Genomic DNA, 24,834 nt, shown 5'->3' on the forward strand with positions numbered 1-24,834 from the left:
TTTTTTGTATACAAAAGCTGTGTATAGTAGCTCATGTAAATGAAGAATAATTTACTAAAGAATAGAAGGTATACGATTGTTTACCTTAGTTTAAAAAAATCATAATCTAAAAACCTCAAAGAAAAGATAGATAGGAGTTGTAGATAATAGTACGCTTTTGTCAAATGGTTTTTGGCACTTGACTTTTTTCGTTGCAAATCGTAAATACGATGAGTAAAATGTATGTGATACTGCAACTTGTGTACTAGTTGTTGTGTTTTCTTGTTCTTCTTCTGGAGTTTCCTCACCTATTTCACTTAAAATTTGAATGTGTTGATGATCAAGTGACTGAATTGTAATTTTATCATTTTTATGTACTTGAAAAGTATCAACATCATGAGACGTAGTTATGTGTGTTGAAACAGCAGCATGAAGTGTTGCTTGGTTCCCAAAAAATTGAAATCCAAACACAAACAACAACGTTGTTAATAAAGAAATATGTATACGTTTTTTCTCCATTGCGATTGCAAATTTAATTTCCTAGAATTACATACACAAGAAATAAAGATGTTAATATTTTTCTAAAAAAAATGTGGTTTCTTACTTTTTCAATGCACTGTATATAACAAGAATTACTAGCATTTATAATATCTTTTACAGAAAAAAATGATCACTTTTTGAAGAAGTAATCATTTTATAGTATAATGCTCTATTGCATGCTTTTGTTTTTACAAAAGTGTTATTAAGTCAATAGCATATTTGTAAATTAGAAGAGGTATTTAATTAAGTTAAAACTAGTCAAGTACAAACTTAAATCCAGTGGAAATTATGTTTGCTGAAAGTCCATCACTACGCGTATAATGATTGAATCGTATATCAAATGTTTTAAGTCCGAAATTTAAAATTTTAAATTTCGTGAAAATGTCATAATACTTGAATCCAATTCCATATTGATGACTGTCAAATTCTGACAAATCATAATCAGAAGTATAAAATTCATCTGTAGAAAGATGTGTTTCAAAAGGAGCAAAATAATCAGCTTTTGTTTGCGAATAATATCTATACGTTGGATAGAATGTAAATTTACCTTCTGCTAATTTGATAGGAACTTCAATACTAGCAGTATGTGCATTAATTCCCCAATCATCAAAGTAATAACGATAGTAGGTGCGAAGCGAAAAAGTTTCATCAATATAATAGTTAAATCGTGCTCCTACTGGTAGTTTGAATCGTGAATCAGGAAGTTTTTCGACATCATCTCCTAATTGAAAGTTTTGTACAAAAAAATCATTTACATCTGCAAAATATACCCGTTGATGAGGAGTTGACAATAATCCATCTTGCTTTACAAGATCTAGAAATAATGATATTTGGGCATTTTCATTTAAGACTTGTGAAAAACTAACCGAGACTGAATAAGTATTTCTTCCTTCATTTTCAAATTGTGTAAATGAATTAGAATAGTTTCCTGTGCCAACAATGTCTGGTCTTGTAAATCCTTCTTGAAATTCGGCAGGATATTGAGGATTCCAAGTGTCAAGATATATATTAGCTTTTACACTTAATTCCGTATTTTTTTGATTGAATAGACGAGTATAACTTCCGCCTAAACCAATAGAAAAATAATCATATTCAGATGCTACGTTGACATGACCACTCCAAATAGAATTTCTATCTTCTGAAGAATGCGCATAATTCACATTAAGGTTTACCCATGTATCACTTTGAGAAGCTCCCGAAGAAGCTTGAAAAGGATCTGCAGCGCTATCGCTATCAAAAGGATTTATATTACTTGATGATGCCGACGTGTACGCCGATATACCTGCATCGATTGTTAAGACATCGTCGTCATTTAAAGGAATGGCTACTACAAAAGTTGGCGTAACATCCGTAAGTTCTTCTGTTCCTTTTCCTCCAGTAACAGCCGCATGTGTTCCATCTTGTGCATAATAGCTCATTAAAAAATCTACTTCAGTACTTTCCAATACCCGTTTTTTATAGGATGTATTGGAAGATTCATTTTCACTTTCTTGAGCATGGAGCATAGTGATGCTGAGTAGTAATGACACTGTAAAGATTAGGGTGTATTTCATGTGCTTTGATTCGTCGTTTTAAAATTTAGAGATTAGTTACATCCGCAACCACCTCCTGCTTTTCCTCCATTAGCTCCTGAAGCAGCTTCTCGATAAACTTGAAAGTTTGTTTCAAATCGCTCAATTGAATTGGCAGATAGTTTCATATCTGGATCATTCAAATTCACTTTTTCATATTCTTTTACAGCCACACAAGAAGTTAGTGAGATTGCACTGCATCCAATGAGCAAGGTTTTTTTAAAATTCATATGTGTTATTCGTTTTTTAATTTGTCTTGAATGTCAATATTTGTAGAGTGAACTATTTTCCCTTTTTCATCTACAATTATACATTCAATCCCTTTTAATTGATTAATAAAATTGAGTCCTACATCTTTTCCCATTACAAATACGGAAGTTGCCAATGCATCGGCTAATTCTGCACTTGGTGCAAATACACTTACACTAACAATACCGCTACTAGGATACCCCGTTCGAGGATCAATAATATGTGAATACCGTTTTCCATTAATCATGATATATTTTTCATAATTCCCAGAAGTGACCACTGCTCTTTCAGAGATTGGAAGCAACGCAAAAACATTATTCTTGTTCATTGGATTGGTTATGCCCACTTTCCATTGATCTCCATTGGTTTGGGTTCCCCAAGTGTTCATGTCGCCTGAAGCATTAATGATTCCCGCTTGTACTCCTTTTTGTTTTAGCAATTGTTTGGCTTTGTCTGCAGCATATCCTTTGCCTATAGCTCCAAAACCAATTTTCATTCCCTTTATTTTTAGAAAAACGGTTTGTTTTTCTTTATCAAGTATAATGTGTTGATATCCTACTTTGGCAACAGAAGCTTTGATGTTTTCTGGTGTAGGCATTTTAGTTACACTTCCATCAAATTTCCATATTCGATCCATTGAAGCATAGCTTATATCGAAAGCTCCATCAGTTAATTTTGATATCTGAATAGCTCTTTCTATAAGATCAAATAACTCTTTATCTACGTGTACAGCTTTGATTCCAGCATTTCTATTAATCTTTGATGTTTGCGAGTTTTCATCCCAAGACGATATTAGTTTTTCAATTCTGGAAATCTCTGTTACTGCTATGTCAATATATGTATCCGCTTCCGTTTTATTATTAGCCACTACCGTAATATCAAAACGAGATCCCATCAATTTGAGAGTTCGCTTGTGTGTTTCTTGTGCGTTTATAGCAACAGTCGTTATTATATAGATTATGGCAAAAAAGTACTTCATTATACTAAACAATTATTTTTCAAAAGATTGTAATAATGAGATATAGGCTTCTGGAGTTGTATTCTTATAGCCTGTTTTTCCTAACACTTTTCCCTGCGAATCTAATACTACTACTAGAGGAAAGTACCCTTCTTGATTGTAGAGAGCCGCTAGTTCATTGTTATGCTTTTGCTGCTGCTCTGATAGTTTATTTTTTTTCCTCTTCGGAAAATCAGCACGCAACAACACATACTCATTGGTTGCCGTTTTTTTAAACGCTTCTGACTGAAATATGGATTTTTCTAATTTTATACATGGTGCACACCAGTCAGACCCTGAAAAAACTAAAATTATATTTTTATGTTCTTTGCTTGCTTGCACTTGTACTTCTTTAAAATCAGTATTCCATTCTTGTGCATAGACTACCATATTAACTGATAATAGAAATAGAAGAGCTACTAAGTTTTTTTTCATTTGCTTTGTTTTATGTTCTGTTAAAACACATGATAAATTTATATATTAAACGAAATCTTACTTCAGAAATTACATTGATATTTATCAACTTTTTATGTGTTTTTAGGTACTCATAGAGACCTTTACCAAGCCTTCATAGTTTTTAATAAAAATGCTTCTTCCTTGTGTAGTGATTAATTCTTCGTCTTTAAAATCTTTGAGCATCCGAACTAAAGATTCTTTTGCAGTTCCAACCATACTTGCTAGGTCGTCTCTATTGATATTAATGACCGTCTCAGAGTCTGCATTTTCATGAAATTTATTTTCTAAAATTAATAGGTTTAGTGCGGCACGTTCTCTAACGGTATGCTTAGCTAAGAGTTTTGTTGCATTGATAAAAACACCAAATTCGTGACTTAAACTTTTTAGTAGCCGCTTTGACAACTCATGTGAGCGCGCTATTGCTTTTAAGAAATTTTCCTTAGGAATGAATTCTATGACACTGTCAACAAGCGCTATTGCAGAGTCTGCATATAATTCTTCACTGAGCAATGCGTGATAACCTAAATATTCATTTTCTTTACAGATATAAAATATATGTTGTGTCCCAAAACTTGTCGTTGTTAGTTTTTTTACCTTTCCTTGTAGCACTCTGTAAATCCCCGTAGGACTATCTCCTTCTTTAAAAATAAATGCACCAGCTTTAAAATTCTGTGTTTCAACACCTGTTTTTAAAACAGATAGAATATCTTTAGGCAACTCTCCTAATATCTTTTCATTGTTGAAACTATATTTTTTTGTGGGAAATGAATTTTTCATTTATATTTTTTTATTTAGTCCCCTAATAAACCGAAAGCTCCTTTTGTTAAAAATTTTGTTTCAGGAGGCAAATTATCTACATTTTCAATCACAATGTATTCATTGTAACTTTCTCCTGTTTTAATTTCTTTTTGTTCAAAATAATAGTTGTCAGCTTCTTGTTTACGCAACACTAATACATAAATCTTGTCATCAATTGCAACCGTAGCTTCTTTAGAAAGTGCTTTTGAAGTGACTGTATCTGTAATAATGGAAGCTTCTACAAACATGCCTGTTAAAAAATTATGAGACGTTTCGTCTTCAATATGTCCATGCACTTTAATAGTTCTATTATCTTCTATCACAGTTCCAACCAAATGTACAGTTGCCTTAAATGTATTTGTTCCAGTTTCTGGAATTTTAAATTCTATCTCTTGTCCTTTTTTTACTTTTAGAATATCTTTTTCAAATACGGAAAGTTCTAAATGAATGTGACTATTATCTATAATTTCTATAATCGGAGTTGCAGGCGAAACATACATTCCTTTGGTAATGTTCACTTTGGCAATTTTTCCTGATAATGGTGCATATATAGACGCTTCTGAAGTTATTTTTCCTTGTTCTACTGCTTTTGGAGAAATGTTAAGGATTTTTAATTGCGTACGCAAGCCATTGTAAGTAGCTTTTGCAGTTTTATATTCACTTTCAGCCTTAAGGAAGCTCTTTTGCGAGGTGATTTTTTCAGTAATCATTGTTTTTTGACGCTCATATTCTGACTTCAAAAAAGCAAGTTGTTCATATACTTCTGCATACTGTTGTTGCAAAACCACAAACTCCTGATTTTCAACAGTAACGAGTCGCTGTCCTTTTTCAATCGTATCTCCTTCCAAGAAAGGCATATTTTTGATGTAACCTCCCATAGTTACACTAACAACTGCTTTATTTTCAGGTGGTACATCAATCATTCCGTTGACTTGAACTGTAATTGGAAATGTTCTTTCTTCAAGCACACCTAGTTGCATTTGATTTTGCTCAAATTGTACTTTGGATATTTGTATCATGGTTTGCGTAGACTCGCTTGATGAGACTACTGATTCGCTCTTATCTTCTTTTGTTTCACAACTGAAAAACAAAAAAAACAGACTTCCTAATAGTATTTTATAGAATATGCGTTGCATAATATTTTGTTTATAGAGTTAAATAATTAATGGCAATGATTGTTTCATTATATTCCGCAAGTTTTTCGAGATAGTCTAACTTTATCTCATAAGCATTCTCCAGGTTTTGAATGTATTGGTAAAAGTCAATTTCTCCATTTTTAAAACTCCCATTCGCTGTTTTTAAAATTTCATCAGCAAGCAAAGTTCCTTCTTCTTCAAAATATAAGAGTCCTCTTTCTAGCTGCGTTGCTTGTAGAAGAAGTGTTTTATAAGTTGCTTTTACATGTACTTCATAGTCATTTGATTCTTGCTGAACAATTTCATTAGTAATTTTTGCAGCTTTAATTTTAGCAGATTGCCCTCCAAAAAGTAGCGGTATTTTTACTCCTATTTGATAGCCATATAAATTATCATTCAACTGAGAATTAGACCCTTGAAAATAGCTTACTGTAATGTCTGGTAAAAGTTTTTGTTTTTCAAAAGATTGCTCTGCTTTTGACAAATCAATCCTGCTTTGATAGTATGCCATTTCAGAACTATTAGTAATAGATGATGGTACTTGTTCCCATTTTTTTACTGGCGTTTTCTGTATAAGAATACTATCTTCCGTTTGCACCAACCTGCGTAAATCTTCATACATTTGCTGTACATTTTTTTGAGATTCTGTATAGGATAAACGAATTCTTTTTTGTTTGGAAGCAGCTGTAATTTTCTCTAAATAGTTGGTTTCTCCCAATTCAAAACGTCTGGAAGCCATTTTTGAAAAATCAGTATAGAGACTATCCAATTTTTTGTATAATTGCGCCTTTTCAAGAGCTATTTGATATTTATTAAAACTCAATGTAATGTTACGCATGAGTATTTTTTCTTGAATAGAAAATTGATAAGAAGCTACTTTTTTTTGTGCTTGATACATTTTTCTTTCAGAAAAATAAACTGTTGGAAAACGAAAGTCTTGTGCTATTCCTATAACTCTAAGTGGTTCGTTATTGACCGCGAGATTATTTTGATCATAAGCATAATATATATGAGTTTTATCAAAAGTAAAGGCACTTTTGATTCCGATTTCTGCACGATACACTTCTAGTTCGTTGGCTTTGAGGCCTGCATTATTTTCTTTAGCTAAAAGAATCAATTCCTCAAGACCTAATTCTGTATTTTCTTGAGCATACATTCCAAGTGAAGAAAACAGAAAAAACAATATCAATTGTTTGTTAAAACCTGTGGCTTTTGGTTGTTTATTATTTTTTGGCTCTCGATGAAACCACGCATATAATACTGGCAATACAATAAGTGTTAATAAAGTAGCCGTAACCAAACCACCAATAACTACTGTTGCTAAGGGTCGTTGTACTTCTGCTCCTGCATTTGTTGAAATTGCCATTGGCAAAAAACCTAATGCTGCAGCAGATGCGGTTAGTAAAACAGCTCTGAGTCTATCTTTTGTTCCTTGTTTTATCAATGTTTCCATATCATCAAAACCTTGCTTTTTTAATTCTTTAAAATGCTCTATTAATACAATTCCATTAAGGACTGCAATTCCAAAAAGTGCAATAAATCCGACACCTGCCGAAATACTAAAAGGTAAATCTCTTAACCAAAGCAACCATATACCTCCAACAGCAGCAAGTGGAATTGCAGAATAAATCAAGAATGCCTCTTTGACTGATCGAAATGCAAAGTAAAGCAGTATAAAAATCAATAGTAATGCAATAGGAACGGCAATCAATAATCGCGCTCTGGCACTTTGCAAATTTTCAAACTGTCCTCCATATGTAATTGAATATCCTACTGGTAATTTTATGTTTTGATTAATTAAACGTTGTATATCGTCTACTACAGATTGAAGGTCTCGATTACGAACATTTACCCCTACCACAATTCTTCTCTGTGTATTGTCGCGAGAAATTTTTGCAGCTCCTTTTTGATAGCTAATAGTCGCCAATTCTCGCAAAGGAATTTTTCCTCCTGAAGGCACATCTACATATAAATTTTGAATATGTTCAATATCTTGTCGCTTTTGCTTATCTAACCGAACAACCAAATCAAAGCGTTTTTCTCCTTCAAAAACATGTCCTACTGTTTTTCCTGCAAAGCCCATAGATACCATATCATTCAAATCTTGAATATTTAGTCCGTAACGCGCTATTTGTGACCTATTATACTTGATATTCATTTCTGGTAATCCGGCAATTTTTTCAACAGAAACATCCGCAGCACCAGAAACATCTTGTATCAGGTTTCCTATTTCGTTTCCTTTTTTTGCTAATATTTCTAGATCTTCTCCAAAAATTTTGATTGCTATATCGGCTCTTACTCCTGTAATCAACTCATTAAAGCGCATTTCAATAGGTTGTGTAAACTCTACTTCCATTCCCGGAATGACTGCCAACGCTTCTTTAAATTTATCTGCTAACTCATCTTTTGTATCTGCAGAAACCCATTCACTTTTTGGCTTCAATACTATGATTACATCACTTTCTTCCATAGACATTGGGTCCGTTGGCACTTCTGCTGCGCCAATTCGAGTTACTACTTGTTTGACCTCCGGAAATTGTTGCAAAAGAATCGTTTCTATTTTTGTAGTAATCGCTACTGTATTTTTTAAAGAAGTACCCGTTTTTAATACTGGTTGAATTACAAAATCGCCTTCATCTAAGGTAGGCACAAATTCGCCTCCCATCGTAGTATATACATATCCCGAAGCAATTAACAATCCAATGGCTACAGTCAAAACTAGTTTTTTGCTTTGCAATGCCCAATGAATAATAGGTTCATATACTTTATATACCCATTTCATCAAACGAATAGAAATATTTTTATGACTTGTGGTTGAAGGTTTTAAAAATAAAGAAGCCACGACAGGAACATAGGTAAAACAAAAAATCATAGCGCCTATAAGAGCAAAACTAAACGTAAGAGCCATCGGTTTAAACATTTTTCCTTCAACTCCACTTAATGATAAGATTGGAATAAATACAATTAAAATGATTAATTGTCCGAAAATGGCAGAATTCATCATTTTAGAAGCTCCTGTATATGTAATTTGATCTTTGAGTTTTTGTTGAGCTGTTTTTGACAAAGATTGAATTTCTGTTTTCTGCTGTGTAATATGAAAGGCTATAAATTCAACAATAATCACAGCTCCATCAATGATAATTCCAAAATCTATAGCTCCTAAACTCATTAAGTTGGCATCAACTCCAAATATATACATTAAGGATAATGCAAAAAGTAAACACAACGGAATGACGGATGCTACGACAAGCCCTGAACGTAAATTACCGAGTAATAAAACAACAATAAAGATTACAATCAAACAGCCTAAAATTAAATTTTCAGTGACCGTAAAAGTTGTTTTTGAAATGAGTTCGCTACGATCTAAAAAAGCATTGATATACACTCCCTCTGGAAGAGATTTTGAAATCAACGCTACACGTTCTTTAACGGCTTCAATTACTTTTTTAGAGTTTGCATCCTTGAGCATCATCACTTGTCCTAACACCTTTTCTCCTTCTCCGTTTCCTGTAATTGCCCCAAAACGCATTGCAGTACCAAAACCAACTTGAGCCACATCTTTTACATAAATAGGAAGCCCATTCTTAGTAGCGACAACTACATTTTCTATATCTTTCAAAGAACTTAACAACCCTTCTCCACGGATAAAGTATGCTTGATTGATTTTTTCAATATAACCGCCTCCAGCTACGCTATTATTTTTTTGTAAAGCTGTAAAAACTTCTTGTGCTGTAATATTCATTGCATTCAATCGTTCAGTATTGATTGCTACTTCATATTGTTTTAAAAAACCTCCCCAAGTATTTACCTCAACTACACCAGGAATTCCTGAAAGTTGGCGTTTAACCACCCAATCTTGAATGGTACGAAGTTCTTGAGCAGTATACACATCTTTAAATGCTGGTTTGACATCAAGGATGTATTGATAAATTTCTCCTAAGCCTGTAGTAATCGGCCCCATTTCGGGCGCTCCAAAGCCTTGAGGTATTTTTTCAGATGCAGATTTGATTTTTTCAGCTATAAGCTGACGTGGTAAATATGTTCCCATCTCATCGTTGAAAACTATTGTAACCACAGAAAGTCCAAATTTAGAAACCGATCGTATTTCTTTAACGCCCGGTAAGTTTGCCATTTCCAGTTCAACTGGATATGTAATGAACTGTTCCATATCTTGCGTAGACAAGTTTCGAGAAGTTGTAATAACTTGCACTTGATTGTTTGTAACATCTGGAACTGCTCCTATAGGAATTTGAGAAAGTGAATACAATCCAAACCCAATAATAAATGCAGTAAACAAAAGAATAATAATTTTATTCTTTATGCTAAAGTTTATAATATGTGATAACATTTTTTCATAAAATAATCATAGTGAGCGCTCTTCTACGCAACAGTGTAGAAGAACATAAATAAATTAAGTCAACAGATTACTTATGATAGCCGTGGTGGCTGAAGAAATTTTTGAGAATGTAGAGAAGATGTACTTGAAGTATAATGAAATTGAACATCTCGTAATTCTACATATTCAATGGTGTTTAATTTTATTTCGGAAGACTGTATAAAAAAAATCGTAGAAGCAACTTGCACCGTTTGTTGGCAAGGTAGCTTTTCATGATCTTCTCGCTCTTCTTGATGTTCTTTTTCATGGGTGCTTTTTAGTTCGCCATAATGTTTTGAAACAAATTCAAAAAAAGTATCACCATATTGCGTATTGTGATATTGTGCATGTTCAATAAAATCATCTAGCTGGAAAATATCGCCAACAGTAAACCCTACACTTTTAAAAAGGATTATAGATGATAATATGACTGTAAATATTGTACGCATGTTATGTAAAGATACATATTTAGTTTTGACTCTTATGTTATTTAAGTTACAAATAGCTACTATTTCTTTTCTATGATAACAATACAGCTTTATATAACTCGTCTGTAACTCATTTTAAGTCATAAAACTAAAGGTATTCGTATAAGTTTATTAATTTTTGATGCGCTTTTGTATTTTCTTAAAAATTAAAAAAAAGAATTAACTTAGCTATATTATAAATCAACTAATATGTGATTAGCTGTATCATTTTGATACAGGAAACTCTTCACTCACTATAAATTAACTACCTACTATGAAAAAATTCACTATATTTTATGCAGATGATGATGAGGATGATCTCATGTTCTTTGAAGAAGCGGTGACTTCCATATGCGAAGAGAATGAAGATTTAATCGAATTGCATTTATTGAAAAATGGTGTGAATTTGATTGATTTTGTAGAGGAAAAAAGCAATACAGATTCTGTTGTTTTTTTAGATTTAAACATGCCGTTAAAATCAGGCTTTGAATTATTAGAAGAAATACGTTCCAATCCAGCGATACAGCATACGCCAATTATAATGTATTCTACTAGTTCAAGTGAACATAATATTTCGCTTAGCCAAAAATTAGGTGCTAATTATTATGCAATTAAGCCTAATAGCTTTGGCGACTTAATTAAGATTATTTCTTGTGCTGTAAAGATTAATTGGGAGCAAGATACTCGTGACACCAACAATTTTATTTTCAATAAAATTACATAAGCATATTTTACGCAGCTTTTTTTGAACACTACACTTGATACTCTATGAATTACAGAAACATAACCAATCATGACATTGTAAATCTTGAGAATTGTGAAGACGAACCTATTCACATTCCAGGACTTATACAGCCACATGGTTTTTTACTTTCAATAGATTCTAAAAGCAATATCATAAATGTGTGTAGTGAAAATATTAAGGATTTTTTAGAGCTTACCTATCAAAAGGCACTTGGACATGCTATTAGGAATGTTTTTGACGCAAATTTAACAACAGCTTATCAGCTTTTTAAAAGTGAAAAAAACGCACTACAGAAAGAAACGCACCTTAGCATACAAGAAAAACATTTTTCTATAAGTTTTCATTACAGCGACCAAAACATTATCATTGAAGGAGAACCTACTGAAAATCAATTTAATCAAGATCAAAAACTCTATAACTCTTCAAAACAGTTATTGAGTTATATTCAAGATACTTCTACACTAAAAGAATTATGCAATTCTGTTGCCCTAGCTGTAAAGGATATTACTAAGTATGACCGAGTAATGATTTATAGGTTTGATGCCAATTACAATGGAGAAGTTTTTGCTGAGAGTAAAGAAGAACACCTTGAATCGTTTTTAGGATTGCACTATCCTCACACTGACATTCCGAAACAAGCGAGAGCACTTTATATTAAAAACCATCTTCGTATTATTGGTGATGTGAATTACAGACCTGTCGAATTATACACACTTACTTCTAGTGCTGTTGATACTTTAGATTTAAGCTTATCTGTGCTTCGTAGTGTTTCACCAATTCATATACAATATTTACACAATATGGGTGTTGGCGCTACTTTAACAGTGTCTTTAATCCATAAAGGAAAACTTTGGGGGTTGATTGCTTGTCATCATTATTCGCCTAAATATTTAAGTCAGGAAATTCGAAATACTGTTAAACTTCATGGGCATTTTATTACCTCACAAATTGATGTTCGATTGCTCAATGAACAATATGAAATTGCTCGAAAAGCTACTACTGCCGTAGATACTCTTACAGCCAAAGACTTGAATTTTTATAGAAGCTCAATTCAGCAACTTTTCAATGAAGAAGCCATTAAACATATTTGTAACAGTTGTGGCGTTTCTGCCTCCGTAGATGGGAAAGTATACACAAATGGTTTTACGCCTGATGAAGAACGAATTAAACAGTTAGGAGATTTCCTCTATAATTATAGCAAAAAAGGGCGATTCACTACAACATCTCTTTCTCAGATAACATCAAATTTTGAAACAATTTCCTCTAATTTTCCTGGTATTCACTATCACGCTATGGGAAATGAAAATAATTTCATAATCTGGTATCGAAATCCAACAATACAAGAAATCCATTGGGCAGGAGATCCTACCAAATCTATTGAAAAAGATAAAAATGGTTTATCGCCCAGAAAATCATTTGAAAAATTTACTGAAAACGTTAAAAATACATCAAAACCTTGGTTAGATGCAGAGTTGACCGCTTGTTCCAATTTTGTTAATTTCTTTCAAACACATATCAAATCAATCATTATTAATGAAGAGAAAGAAAACCAAAAAAAGCTAAGCGAAATCCTTAAAGAAACTAATGCAGAGTTAGAAAATATTAATTGGATTAGTACGCACGACTTACAAGAACCTCTTCGAAAAATTCGCATGATGGCTTCTACGTTACTAACGAAAGAAGATAAAAACTCACTTTCTGAAAAAGTAGTACACAAAATTGAACGTATGCAAAATTCTGCAGAACGTATGCAAACGTTGATTAGTGACATTTTGAAATACACTAAAACGAACGTAGATACACCAGAATTGGAAGTAGTTGATTTGAACGAAGTGATGCTACAACTTTCCAAAGAGATTGCAGACACACTTGCAGACGCCGATGCAACATTAAAAATTGGAAAACTACCAAAAATTAAAGGAATTCCTTTTTTGCTTAAGCAATTATTTCTGAACACTATTTACAATTCATTAAAGTTTAGAAATCCTAAAAGAGCTCCGCATATCAGTATTCAAGAGATGGAAGATGAAAATGATAATATATTGCAAAGCGGTTCGTATCACTTAATTGAAGTTACTGATAACGGAATTGGTTTTAAAAACGAATACAAAGAGAAAATCTTTAAAATATTTTCTCGTTTAAATAGCAAATCCGATTATGACGGATCGGGAATAGGTTTGGCACTTTGCAAAAAAATCATGACAAAGCATCAAGGAGTTATCAGTGCTGATGGAGAAGAAAATGTAGGTGCTTCAATACGGCTTTATTTTCCTAAGATTTAGTTTGAGTTAAATGTGATTGTAACGCACTAAAAGTTTCTTTGGCACCTCGAATCATTTCTTCTTCGTTAATGGTCGCTTCAATTTTTAGCATTGAATCTTTAAAACTAGTCCACATTTTTTGTGTTTCCTCACTATAAGAGTCAAAATAAGTATGTGCACCTACTGAAGTTACCGACAATTGCTTATCAAGCATTTTTACGATAATCTGTCCGCCTAAAGTAGAGCCTTCTATCACATACAAAATACCTAATGCATAGGATGTACTAGAAATAGATAAAGGGTTAAAAGTAGTATCGGGCTTAAAACTCGCATGAATGGCATGTATATCTTGAAGCAGTCGCTCGGTATGCTTTCGAGCGGAAATATCACTAATAAATGTAGTATCAATCGCAAGCTGAATCTCATCTTCAAGAGGTTTATAAAACGCATATAGTCGTTCAAGTAAATGTCCATATTGTTCCATAGAAGATAAACTTTTAAGTTCTGTAATCAATACTTTTTCTACACTTTGATGATCTTCTTTTGTGCGTTCTTTTATACTATCTAGTAGATTCATTATTGCTTAACTCTTTTTTAAAATTAACTCTATATTTATGCTTCATTTTTTCTAGAATCTCTACAAGATTAGTTTTGTAGTAAGTTATACATAGCATACATATTTTTCAAAAATATAACTGTTTTTTAGATTAGCTACCCATTTTTTTATAGAATCAAATTCTGGAAATAGAAATTTATCTTTCTCAAATAAATACTATATACATCATGATTAGTAACTTTGAATTAATCTACAAGTATAAATTTATACAGAAATTTGTGATTTAAATTAAGACATCATGTTAAGGAAGAAAAAATTTATGTGCATCCTATGTCTGTTTTGTACATTATGGATAATTGCTCAAGAAAGCTTATTACGTTCAGGTCCAATGGTAGGATATTCAGATTTCAGAGAAGCGCTGATTTGGGTTCAAACTACTGCACCTGCAAAAGTTAAAATAGGATATTTTGCTACTGGTGAAACAGAAAAATTCACACATACTGTAGAAACAAGTTATAAAAGTGATTTAATAGCCAAGCTAACTCCAAATGATGTTGCATATGGTAAAACGTACACTTACAAACTATACATCAACAATATATACATTCCTAGAGATTACAAATTAGAGTTTCAAACTCAGCCTTTGTGGCAGTACAGAACTGATCCTCCTAATTTTAAAATTGTACTTGGTTCCTGCAATTTTATCAATGAGAAAAAAGATGATCGACCAAAGCCATATGGAGCTAAATATCAAATTTTTGATGCCATTCTCAAAAAAGATCCCGATTTGATGTTATGGGTAGGCGATAATATGTATTTACGAACTCCAGATTTTATGACCGAAACTGGGATTCGTCACCGATATCAACATACAAGAGCCACTAAAGAACTTCAAGCATTACTAGGAAGTGTACACCATTATGCAACGTGGGATGATCATGATTATGGTCCAAATGATGCTGACAGAAGTTATGTAAACAAAAAAATAACCGAACAAACTTTTAATGACTACTGGGGAAATTTAAACACGAATGCCGTAGGAAATGGAGGAATAACTCAACACTTTGCTTGGAACGACATCGAATTTTTTATGCTTGATAATCGCTACCATCGAGCTCCAAATGACGATCCTAGTATTGATAAAGCATATCTAGGAAAAGAACAATTAAACTGGTTAATTGATGCATTGACTACTAGCAAAGCAACCTTCAAAATTGTTATAAATGGCGGACAAGTACTAAGCGATGTCGCTAAATTTGAAAACTACGCAACCTATCCAACAGAACGTACAGAATTACTACAACGCTTACACAATGCTAAAATTGAAGGGGTTCTCTTTATAAGTGGCGATAGACATCATACTGAAATTTCTCGATTGGAACGCAAAGACGCTTACCCATTAATCGACATAACTTGTTCTCCTCTTACTGCAGGAACTCATACCGCCAGAGATGAAGGGAATACGTTACAAGTAAAAGGGACAACCTACTACAATCGTAATTTTGGTATTATAGAAGTTACAGGCAAACGCAGTAATCGTGAATTATTACTAATTATTTATGATTCTGAAGGAAACAAAATATTCGATTACCAAATCAAAGCCCAAGAATTAAAATATAATAGGAAATAATAGCACATGTTTGTATATTAAAAACAGATTTTCTTATTTCACAAAATGATTGCTGCTATTGACATACATTATAAAGAAACATACGCTAAGGCTGTGTGTGTCATTTTTGATTGGACCGATGACGTCCCGCAACAGGTATATACTGCAAAAATAGAAGATGTAGCACCATACATACCTGGAGAATTTTACAAACGAGAACTGCCTTGTATCCTAAAAGTTTTAGAACAAGTATCTTATGAAGAATTAGAAACAATTATTGTAGATGGGCATGTATATGTTGACAATAATGGCAAATATGGCCTAGGAGGATATTTATGGGAAGCCCTTGATAAAAAAACTCCAATTATAGGTATTGCCAAAAAGTCTTTCATAAATACTGAAAAAGTTTCATTCCCTTTGGTTCGTGGTTTTAGTAAGAATCCTTTATACATATCAAGTATCGGAATCTCTATTGAAAAAACAGTAAAAAAAGTACAATCACTTCACGGAAAACACCGAATACCTACTATTTTAAAATTAGTAGACACTATCTCCAAAAGCGATTAAAAAATAGACGCATTTGTTACTCTTACGTTAAAAGCAAGTTTTTTCTCAAAAGACAGAATTTTAGTAACTTAAGCATCGTAAAAACTCCTTTATTTGATAAAAAACAAGTATTTATACGCTACTTAATACTGCTGTTTTTTCGGAAATTTGAATTTTACGAAAAACACCTTTAAATCAACCAAATTAACAAAGAAGACATGAAAATCGTATCTAAAGCTACTGCTATACTATGCATAGCACTCTTATTTTTCACTTCATGTGAAGAAAAAAAGAAAGAAAAAAACAATGAAGACTCAGAAACATCTTCAACTGCAAAAGCACAAACAACCTATGATCTTGCCGACGCTGAAACTATAGACAGTACATGCGCTTGCTTAACAGATTGGTTTCCGCACACTCAAACACCTGCTCCAGCAGAAGGAAAAGGAAGCCCATTTGATGCAAGTAGTACTACAAATTGTATCTTTCATCAATGGTCTTGGCAAAAATTTTTATGGCTCACAAAGCCTGACGGAGATACTCCTTTATTCCTTAAAGAAACTATACAAGTTGACCCATACATGAGTCCTGTAACTATCCCTTCTGGAGTTTCGTTAGTATTAACTTCCTCTGAAGCGGAACAAGCTGGTTCTTCAGGAATATTAAAATCAAATCCAAATTTTAATGCTAATGGAAAATCTGGAACTGTATATTATGCTATTTACATGAATGATATCATGAATACAGCAGCAAAAGAATATGCTGCTCAAATTGCTAGCGGAAAACTACAGCCTGCAAACTCTCAAGCATTTCCTGTTGGATCATTTGAATTAAAAACTTCATGGGTTTCAACTGAAGTTATTCCTGAATCAGAACGAGGTAATTATTACACTACAAATGCAAGTATCGATGGAACAACAACTGAAGTTGCTATGTTGGGTATGCATGTAGTTGGAGTTGTTGAAAACCATCCAGAATTCATTTGGGCAACTTTTGAACACAATAGTTTAGCTCCTGCTTTTGATTGGACTACAGGAACTGCAAGTGCAGATAGTGAAACGCTATTATTTAAAAAAGGAAGTACTTCTTCTATTGACGGAATTTATTGGAATAGCAAAACGGGAGCTCCGAATGCAGCTAGCGAAGCGTATATCCTATTTGAATATGGAGTTCCAAGAGTACAAGGTGCTCCTGACAGTAACTTTATGGAAACTAGCCAATCAGAACCTTTAAATTACAATAACATCCAAAATATTAACAATTGTGTTGCAGAAAATCTTTCTGATGTATGGAATAATTATGCTTACAGCGGTTCTATTTGGGTAAACACTGACGGGCTAACTCCTGCAGAACAAGTTGCTCTCTTAAAAAATGAAGGATATAACTTAGGAAAAGCAACTCCTGGTTCTGTTACTAGAGGTTCTGTGAATGCTGCAAATATAACAATGGAAACGTACACGCAAACATTTAATTCTAGCTTATCCAGCATAGATGCTAGCAACTTGGCAAACTGCTTGTCTTGTCACAACGCAAAAAGTTTCAGTGGAAACCAGCCTACTTCTCCACTATATATCAGTCACGTATTCAACGGATATCTTGAAAGTCAAAAAGGTACTTCTAAAAAAGATATCAAGTTAATGAAGGTAAAAGACTTTCAAGAAGCTTATATAGACAAACAATAAACTTCGTTTAAAAAATATTTACACACAAAAAAAGAGAATCCTAAGGGCAATGGATTCTCTTTTTATTTTTAGTACCAATTCGTACTCATTATTGACAATACTATTATTCTAATTAAGTCGGTACTATCTATTTAAACTTACAATTTAAAATAAGCGCATAAAAAAAGAATCCTCAGGGCAAAGGATTCTTTTTTTATTTTTAAACAATTATCAGATTGTTAATACTTCAATACTAAATAATAACAGTGTAAATATACTTCAGTATACAGATGCATATACCATAAAGTCGATGAAAATGGTATTATATGTAGATAAATGGTTCTTTTTAATCGACGACCAAAAAATTTATACAATACTTCAAACTATTATGTATAAAAAAAAGAACTTTCGGGGCTCAAAAGTTCTTTTTTATTTTTTTACAATTTACCAGATTGTAATTATCGTAATACTAAATATTTACACCAAATATACAAGCTCTAGTTTCTTTAAAATACTAAAGTCGATAAGCTTAGCTAGAGTGTAGATGAATGACAACATTATGACGATAAACGCACTGTATAAATAGGAAATCTCAACGTTTTTAAAAGCGAAAGGAGTGTTCCCCAACACTCCTTTCTAATTGTAGAATAATAAACCTCAATAAAAATACTCATTGAAACTTGGTTCCAATGTAGTAAATGTTATTGAAGATGAATAGGATTAATTAATAAGCGTCGAAAAAACTTAATAAGCGTTGAATTTTATCTCTAAAAAACAAAAAGGAGCGTCCCCCAACACTCCTTTTGCATAAGAAATATATTCTTCTGTTTTGACTAAAAAGTATTTGAAGAATAAATAACCTAAAAAACCTATGGTAAACATATATAATCTACTTAAATATTAAAAGAAATGATACCCGTAATTTATAAATTGCGTATAATGCTAAATATACTTAAAAAATTGAATATCAGCTATTAAAAGTGTTTTACCTCTTTAGTTTTTTAAAAATTTCATACCACTCACCTTTTTAGAACTATCATTGAAGAATTTTAAAAAAAACATACTTCTAGACGAAATGATTACTCCTAAATTAACGTCAATTTTATATCGACAAAAAGTTAAGATTTATACCGAACACATTTTTTTGATACCAAATAAAAACGACCTTCACATCTACTAATTTCTACACTTTAATCTAATAAACTCTATCGAAGTTTTATAAAACCCCTTTCAACAATCACAAAGATTGTTTGTTATATTTGTATCAAAATATAGAGATATGAAGATTGAACAAATATATACTGGTTGCTTAGCACAAGGAGCCTACTACATTGAATCTAATGGAGAAGCCGCTATTATTGATCCATTACGTGAAACTCAGGCATACATAGAGAAGGCTAAAATGAACAAAGCTTCAATAAAGTATGTTTTTGAAACGCATTTTCATGCAGATTTCGTATCTGGGCATATAGATTTGGCAAAAGCCACGGGTGCTACAATTGTATTTGGTCCCAATGCACAAACAGATTATGAAATATACAATGCTAAAGACAATGAAGAATTCTCTTTAGGAAAAATAAAAATAAAAGTTTTGCATACGCCTGGTCATACGTTAGAATCTACAACTTATTTATTAATAGATGAAGATGGTAAAGATCATGCAATTTTTTCAGGTGACACTTTATTTTTAGGAGATGTTGGGCGACCTGATCTTGCTATCAAATCAGATTTAACCAAAGAAGATCTTGCTGGAATGTTATACCATTCACTCCGTACTAAAATTATGCCTCTTGCTGATGATGTAATCGTATATCCTGCGCATGGAGCTGGTTCTGCCTGTGGTAAAAATTTAAGCAAGGAAACCGTAGGTGTGTTAGGAGAGCAAAAAAAGACCAATTATGCGTTACGTGCTGATATGTCAAAAGAAGAATTTATTAAGGAGGTATTAGATGGTATTGCACCACCACCACAATATTTTGCAAAAAATGCTTTTATGAACAAAACTGGATACCCTTCTTTTAAAGTGGTACTAGAAAAAGGGAATGTTCCTTTACTCCCTGAGAAATTTGAAGCTATTGCAAATGAAGAAAATGTATTAGTATTAGATGTTCGTCATCAAAAGGATTTTGTAGAAGCACATATTCCCAACAGTATCTTTATTGGGCTTAATGGTGGATTTGCACCTTGGGTTGGCGCATTAATCACAGACTTACAACAACCTATTTTATTAATAGTTCCTGAAGGAAAATCTGAAGAAGCCATCACTCGTTTGTCTAGAGTAGGTTATGACAATACACTAGGATATTTAGATGGTGGTATAGAAGCTTGGAAAAAAAGTGGTAGAGATGTTGCTAGTATCGAATCAATTTCTGCTGAAGAATTTGCATCTCGTCTACAACAACATGAATTACAAGTATTGGATGTGCGAAAAGATGGAGAATACCAATCTAAACATATGGAAAAGGCACAACATTTCTCTTTAGACAACATCAATCAGAATATGAATCAAATAGACACTAGTAACAAATACTATATACATTGTGCTGGTGGATATCGTTCAGTAATTGCGGCTTCTATTTTAAAAGCTAGAGGATTTCATGACATCGTAGATGTTGCTGGCGGATTTGGAGCAATACAGAAAACCAGTATTCCACTTACTGACTTTGTTTGTCCTTCTACCCTACGTTAAGATTCAAAAGTAAGAGATATAAAAAAGGCGCTGGTTAGGCGCCTTTATTTTATATGTTAAAAATCGCTCGCGATTTTGATTTTATTTTCTTATTACTGTGTTTTAAGAATAATATATTCTAGTACAAATAGCGTAATGCAGTAATATCACTACTACTGAATTCTCCATCCTCACTTGAACTAAAACAAGCATTCATTAATGAAGTTGGATCCCATCCTGTAGGTGTTCCTGGGATATGAATTGCACCAACTCCAGCGCTTCCTTCGTTTGTGTTTTGTCCACAGCTTTGTCTGCTGAAGTAGTCTGAGTGACGGAAACCAATTGAATGTCCAATTTCGTGTCCAATTACGTGCTCGTGTACGTTGTTGCTGTATGGTGCTAATCCAGAGTTAATTTTAACCCACTTGTATGGATTTCCTCCTGAAGGGAAACCTGCAGATCCACCTGCTCCTCCAGAAACTTGGTATACTACGATATCTTTATCTTGGTAGTTAGTACCAAACGATAATTGGAAAGAAATATCTAGGTTCAATGCATTGTAGTTATCTACAGCCCACTGAAGTCCAGTTCTCATTTTTGTAGTTAATCCGTTAGAATTATTTCCTGTATATCCAATAATAGTAATTACACCATCACTTACTAGGTTATTAGTGCGGTAATGTTTGCTAGTGATTCCTTCTCCAATATCCATATTCATGATTTGGTCATACGACATCATGATATCACCTTCAAGCACATACGCTTCTTCCATTTTGCCTCCTGGCTTTTCAAACATGGTTTTTTCCATGTCATTTACATTAAAGTGAAGTGATTGCGCTTTTTCAAATAGCTCTTGTGGAATTCCAATAGGTGCTGTGCTTTGCTCCTCTTCTGCTATTTCAACGTTGTCTTTACTACATGAAGTAAAAGTAAGACCCATCGCCAATGCCATTAGCAGTGCTAAGTTTTTAATTTTTTTCATTTTAAAAGTTTTTTCGGTTAATGTTATAAATTGTTTGGAGCGATTTTTAACACAACACAATAATATAACATTTATTAAGTAATTCCTAATAAAATGTTAATATTGTTAATGATATGTAAAAAATTAACAGATTATATGTGTTTTGTTAGATATTCATCAAAATAAAACACAAAAAAATAGACACCGTAAAAAGTGTCTATTGTACTGTAGGGTAAGAAAAATCTAGGGTTTACTATATTATTTCCGCCGAAAGTCCTGCTTCCAAAAGTTTACTACACCTAGGTTTTAAATCTTCGTATTTGCCAGTTTTTACTGTACATTTTCCTTTATAATGAACTATTATTGAGCATTGTTCGGCTTGTTCAGCAGTATGATCACAAGCGTAAATTAGTGTTTCAATAACATGATCGAACGTGTTAACATCATCATTGTATAATATGATTTCATTATTTGTTTGCACATCTTCAATGGTAAGAAGTTCTTCTTTGTGTTGTTCTTGTGTACTCATATACAATCTTTTATTGTAAAGTTACAAATTTTAACGCTACCCAATTATTTTTTTGAAGTTTGTCTGCAAATTTTAACTTGTTTTTGGTGCACTCTTCCGTTATCAATGGTATGTCTTCAGTATAAAAACCACTTAAAAATAATACTCCATTCGGATTGAGGCATTTGGCATATTGATGAATATCATTCAACAATATATTTCTATTAATATTAGCAATAATGATGTCATACTTTTTTCCTATCAACAAATTCACATCACCTTCATACACTGAGATATGATGGCAATTATTTCGTTCTACATTCTCTAGAGAGTTTATATAACACCAGTTATCAATATCGATTGCATCAATAGGCGTAGCGCCTTTCATTTCAGCCAAAATCGCCAAAACACCTGTTCCACAACCCATATCTAATACTTTTTTATCTACAACGTCTGTTTTTAAGATATGCTGCAACATCATGTGAGTAGTCTCATGATGCCCTGTACCAAAACTCATTTTAGGTTCAATTACAATATCATAATCTACAGTAGGCTTTTCATGAAATGGCGCACGTACTACACATTTTCCATCGACTTCAATAGGTTCAAAATTCTTTTCCCATTCTTCATTCCAATTGACTTGTGCAATTTCTTCTTTTTGATATTCAATTGTAAATGCGGTATTGGTAAGTATTTGAATATCATCCAAAATTCCCTCGTACCAATCGTCTTTTTGTATGTAAGCATTCACACCTACTTCGTTTTCTACAAAGCTTTCAAACCCAGCAAAACCAAGTTCTGCAATTAAAATTTCTGTAGCAGGTTGAACAGGCGAAACCGTAAAGGTATATCCAATATATGTTGTTGACATTTTTTAAATAGCGTTAATGATTGCTACAAAATCTTCTGCTTTCAAAGAAGCTCCTCCAATTAATCCACCATCAACATCTTGTTTTGCAAAGATTTCAGCGGCATTCGTAGGTTTAACACTTCCTCCATATAAAATTGAAACAGTTGTTCCTACTTGATCTCCAAACTTTTCTGAAATAGTTTTTCTAATAAAGGCATGCATTTCTTGTGCTTGTTCTGGTGAAGCTGTTTCTCCTGTTCCAATTGCCCAAACTGGTTCATATGCCAAAATTATGTGTTCCCAATCGGATGTTTGTAAGTGAAATAATGCATTTTTTAATTGCTCTTCAACTACCGAAAAGTGACGACCAGACTTACGGTCTTCTAGTTCTTCTCCAAAACAAAAAACAACTTGCAATTCATTCGATAAAGCAGCAGCTACTTTTTTTGCAAGCAACTCATCGGTTTCTCCAAAATACGCTCTTCGTTCACTATGCCCTAGAATTACAGTATTTACCCCTACACTTTTTAACATTTGGGCAGAAATTTCTCCTGTAAAAGCTCCATTAGGTTCTTGATGCATATTTTGAGCAATGACTTCTATATTGTGTCCTTTTAACACATTGAATGCCTGAAAAAGATTTACAAATGTTGGAGCCACCATAACAGTAGCTTCTGTATTTGGCACCAAAGCAATTAAGTCATTCAGTAAGGCTTCCGTCCCAGAAAGATCATTATTCATTTTCCAGTTTCCTGCAACTATTTTACGTCTCATGTGTTTATTTTTTTATTGTTTGATAGCTTCTAGTAGTGATTTTTCAGTTGTGGTTGTAGCTTCAAAAAGTTTGATACTTCCATCAGGATTAACCACCATATATCTCGGAATCCAATTAATACCAATCGCTTTTCCAAATGTTCCTTTCATCCCTGATGGAACATAATAATGTTCACCTATCAGCTTATATTTTTGAATTCCAGCTTTCCAGCTAGTTATTTTACGATCCAAAGATAAAAATAGGTACGTTAATTCTGGATGATTTTTTTGAATTTCTTTTACTTTAGGTATCCCTTCAATGCAATCAGGACACCAAGATGCCCAAATATCAATAAAGATTGTATTTCCTTTATATTTTTTTAGAATTTTTTCAAACTCTATTGTTTCTCCATCAATTGTTTGCATTTTTTCCTGCAGCGCTACCGAAGGGAATTCAGATAAAATTTCTTTTTCACAACTTTGTAAAGAGAGGAAAATAAAAATTACTAATAGTATATTCTTCATCATTATTTTTGAATCGTAATTTGAGTTTGTTTAGTGATATATGGATAAATTTCATTTATATCAGCATTTTTCATAGAAATACAACCCAACGTCCAATTTCGTTTTTCATCAATCATATTATCTTTACCTTCAGGTACTCCATGAATGCCTATCTCACCACCAATCGTTTCGCCTTCTTTGATAATGCCTGCTGCTTTTTGTTGGTTAAATTTTTCCCAAGAAGCTGCATTCGGGTAATCAATCCAAATAAATTTTGACCAATTGCGATGGGGATATTTGTCGCGCACGCCAAACACACCTTCTGGCGTACGACGATCACCTTCTTTTTCTTTGTCTTCTACTGGATTTCCACCAAATACCACAGCATAGGTTTTTACCAAAGTATCTGCCGTAAAAACTTTCAAAGTGTAATCACTTTTATCAATGACTAATTGAATTTGCGTATGCGCAGGTAATACCTTTTTTAATGATACCCCATCAGTAATTTCATGTTTGTTTGTACAAGAACTTCCTAAAAGAAACCCTAATAGTAAGACAAAATACAGATTGTTAACTTTCATTTTGATTAAAGAATTCCCATTATATTTTAAATGAATTACCCAATCTTAAAATTGTAAATAAAA

Annotated in this window: 22 protein-coding genes; 6 read left to right on the forward strand and 16 right to left on the reverse strand. The window is 32.9% G+C overall.

The window, feature by feature from the left end; genetic code table 11:
- Positions 1-99 precede the first annotated feature (99 nt).
- The 9 genes from AA088_RS15840 to AA088_RS15880 form a co-directional block, all read right to left on the reverse strand.
- Positions 100-498 (reverse strand): hypothetical protein, encoded by a 399-nt coding sequence (locus AA088_RS15840; RefSeq protein ID WP_046746017.1) that lies wholly within the window; start codon positions 496-498, stop codon positions 100-102.
- Positions 499-773: 275 nt separating this feature from the next.
- Positions 774-2,072 carry a DUF3570 domain-containing protein gene (locus AA088_RS15845; protein ID WP_046746018.1) on the reverse strand — a complete coding sequence of 433 codons (1,299 nt, stop codon included), beginning with the start codon at positions 2,070-2,072 and terminating at the stop codon, positions 774-776.
- A 32-nt stretch (positions 2,073-2,104) separates the two neighbouring features.
- On the reverse strand, positions 2,105-2,320 hold the full coding sequence (locus tag AA088_RS15850; RefSeq protein WP_174442409.1) for a DUF4266 domain-containing protein: 216 nt from the start codon (positions 2,318-2,320) through the stop codon (positions 2,105-2,107).
- Between the two features lie 5 nt (positions 2,321-2,325).
- Entirely contained in the window at positions 2,326-3,318 is a 993-nt protein-coding gene (locus AA088_RS15855) for an FAD:protein FMN transferase (RefSeq protein WP_046746019.1), read from the reverse strand.
- Between the two features lie 12 nt (positions 3,319-3,330).
- Positions 3,331-3,771, reverse strand: coding sequence for a thioredoxin family protein (locus tag AA088_RS15860; RefSeq protein WP_046746020.1), 441 nt, complete (start codon positions 3,769-3,771; stop codon positions 3,331-3,333).
- A 102-nt stretch (positions 3,772-3,873) separates the two neighbouring features.
- The gene (locus AA088_RS15865; RefSeq protein WP_046746021.1) at positions 3,874-4,569 is read right to left on the reverse strand and encodes a Crp/Fnr family transcriptional regulator; all 696 of its coding nucleotides are present in this window, start codon (positions 4,567-4,569) and stop codon (positions 3,874-3,876) included.
- 14 nt (positions 4,570-4,583) lie between these two features.
- Positions 4,584-5,726, reverse strand: a complete 1,143-nt coding sequence (locus AA088_RS15870) for an efflux RND transporter periplasmic adaptor subunit (RefSeq protein WP_046746022.1) — start codon at positions 5,724-5,726, stop codon at positions 4,584-4,586.
- A 10-nt stretch (positions 5,727-5,736) separates the two neighbouring features.
- Entirely contained in the window at positions 5,737-10,074 is a 4,338-nt protein-coding gene (locus tag AA088_RS15875) for a CusA/CzcA family heavy metal efflux RND transporter (protein WP_046746023.1), read from the reverse strand.
- An 80-nt stretch (positions 10,075-10,154) separates the two neighbouring features.
- Positions 10,155-10,550, reverse strand: coding sequence for a hypothetical protein (locus AA088_RS15880; protein WP_046746024.1), 396 nt, complete (start codon positions 10,548-10,550; stop codon positions 10,155-10,157).
- A gap of 292 nt (positions 10,551-10,842) precedes the next feature.
- Here AA088_RS15880 and AA088_RS15885 point away from each other — a divergent pair, with 292 nt between their 5' ends.
- Together AA088_RS15885 and AA088_RS15890 are read left to right on the forward strand one after the other, a co-directional pair.
- A complete protein-coding gene (locus tag AA088_RS15885) occupies positions 10,843-11,292 on the forward strand; it encodes a response regulator (protein ID WP_046746025.1) in 450 nt (149 codons plus the stop codon).
- 44 nt (positions 11,293-11,336) lie between these two features.
- Complete coding sequence (locus AA088_RS15890) at positions 11,337-13,595, forward strand: ATP-binding protein (protein ID WP_046746026.1); 2,259 nt, start codon at positions 11,337-11,339, stop codon at positions 13,593-13,595.
- On the opposite strand, the gene AA088_RS15895 is transcribed toward AA088_RS15890, so the two are convergent.
- A complete protein-coding gene (locus tag AA088_RS15895; protein WP_052752931.1) occupies positions 13,585-14,151 on the reverse strand; it encodes a biliverdin-producing heme oxygenase in 567 nt (188 codons plus the stop codon). The two genes, AA088_RS15890 and AA088_RS15895, sit on opposite strands and share 11 nt — an antisense overlap.
- 277 nt (positions 14,152-14,428) lie before the next feature.
- Here AA088_RS15895 and AA088_RS15900 point away from each other — a divergent pair, with 277 nt between their 5' ends.
- The 4 genes from AA088_RS15900 to AA088_RS15915 all read left to right on the forward strand — a co-directional run bounded on the left by AA088_RS15900 (position 14,429) and on the right by AA088_RS15915 (position 20,635).
- A complete protein-coding gene (locus AA088_RS15900; protein ID WP_046746027.1) occupies positions 14,429-15,760 on the forward strand; it encodes an alkaline phosphatase D family protein in 1,332 nt (443 codons plus the stop codon).
- A 45-nt stretch (positions 15,761-15,805) separates the two neighbouring features.
- A complete protein-coding gene (locus AA088_RS15905; protein WP_046746028.1) occupies positions 15,806-16,306 on the forward strand; it encodes an endonuclease V in 501 nt (166 codons plus the stop codon).
- Between the two features lie 197 nt (positions 16,307-16,503).
- Positions 16,504-17,967: a hypothetical protein gene (locus AA088_RS15910; protein ID WP_052752932.1), complete on the forward strand. Its 1,464-nt coding sequence runs from the start codon at positions 16,504-16,506 to the stop codon at positions 17,965-17,967.
- A gap of 1,258 nt (positions 17,968-19,225) precedes the next feature.
- Positions 19,226-20,635: an MBL fold metallo-hydrolase gene (locus tag AA088_RS15915; RefSeq protein ID WP_046746029.1), complete on the forward strand. Its 1,410-nt coding sequence runs from the start codon at positions 19,226-19,228 to the stop codon at positions 20,633-20,635.
- 118 nt (positions 20,636-20,753) lie between these two features.
- On the opposite strand, the gene AA088_RS15920 is transcribed toward AA088_RS15915, so the two are convergent.
- The 6 genes from AA088_RS15920 to AA088_RS15945 all read right to left on the reverse strand — a co-directional run bounded on the left by AA088_RS15920 (position 20,754) and on the right by AA088_RS15945 (position 24,771).
- On the reverse strand, positions 20,754-21,596 hold the full coding sequence (locus AA088_RS15920; RefSeq protein ID WP_046746030.1) for a M57 family metalloprotease: 843 nt from the start codon (positions 21,594-21,596) through the stop codon (positions 20,754-20,756).
- Between the two features lie 232 nt (positions 21,597-21,828).
- Entirely contained in the window at positions 21,829-22,104 is a 276-nt protein-coding gene (locus AA088_RS15925) for an ATP-dependent Clp protease adaptor ClpS (RefSeq protein ID WP_046746031.1), read from the reverse strand.
- A 10-nt stretch (positions 22,105-22,114) separates the two neighbouring features.
- Positions 22,115-22,954: a 50S ribosomal protein L11 methyltransferase gene (gene prmA / locus AA088_RS15930; protein WP_046746032.1), complete on the reverse strand. Its 840-nt coding sequence runs from the start codon at positions 22,952-22,954 to the stop codon at positions 22,115-22,117.
- A gap of 3 nt (positions 22,955-22,957) precedes the next feature.
- Positions 22,958-23,707, reverse strand: a complete 750-nt coding sequence (tpiA, locus tag AA088_RS15935) for a triose-phosphate isomerase (protein WP_046746033.1) — start codon at positions 23,705-23,707, stop codon at positions 22,958-22,960.
- 12 nt (positions 23,708-23,719) lie between these two features.
- Positions 23,720-24,214, reverse strand: coding sequence for a TlpA family protein disulfide reductase (locus AA088_RS15940; protein WP_052752933.1), 495 nt, complete (start codon positions 24,212-24,214; stop codon positions 23,720-23,722).
- Positions 24,214-24,771 carry a L,D-transpeptidase family protein gene (locus AA088_RS15945; RefSeq protein ID WP_046746034.1) on the reverse strand — a complete coding sequence of 186 codons (558 nt, stop codon included), beginning with the start codon at positions 24,769-24,771 and terminating at the stop codon, positions 24,214-24,216. Before AA088_RS15945 ends, AA088_RS15940 begins: the two co-directional genes overlap by 1 nt.
- Positions 24,772-24,834 lie beyond the last annotated feature (63 nt).

This window comes from Kordia zhangzhouensis (assembly GCF_001005305.1).
GTDB lineage: Bacteria > Bacteroidota > Bacteroidia > Flavobacteriales > Flavobacteriaceae > Kordia > Kordia zhangzhouensis.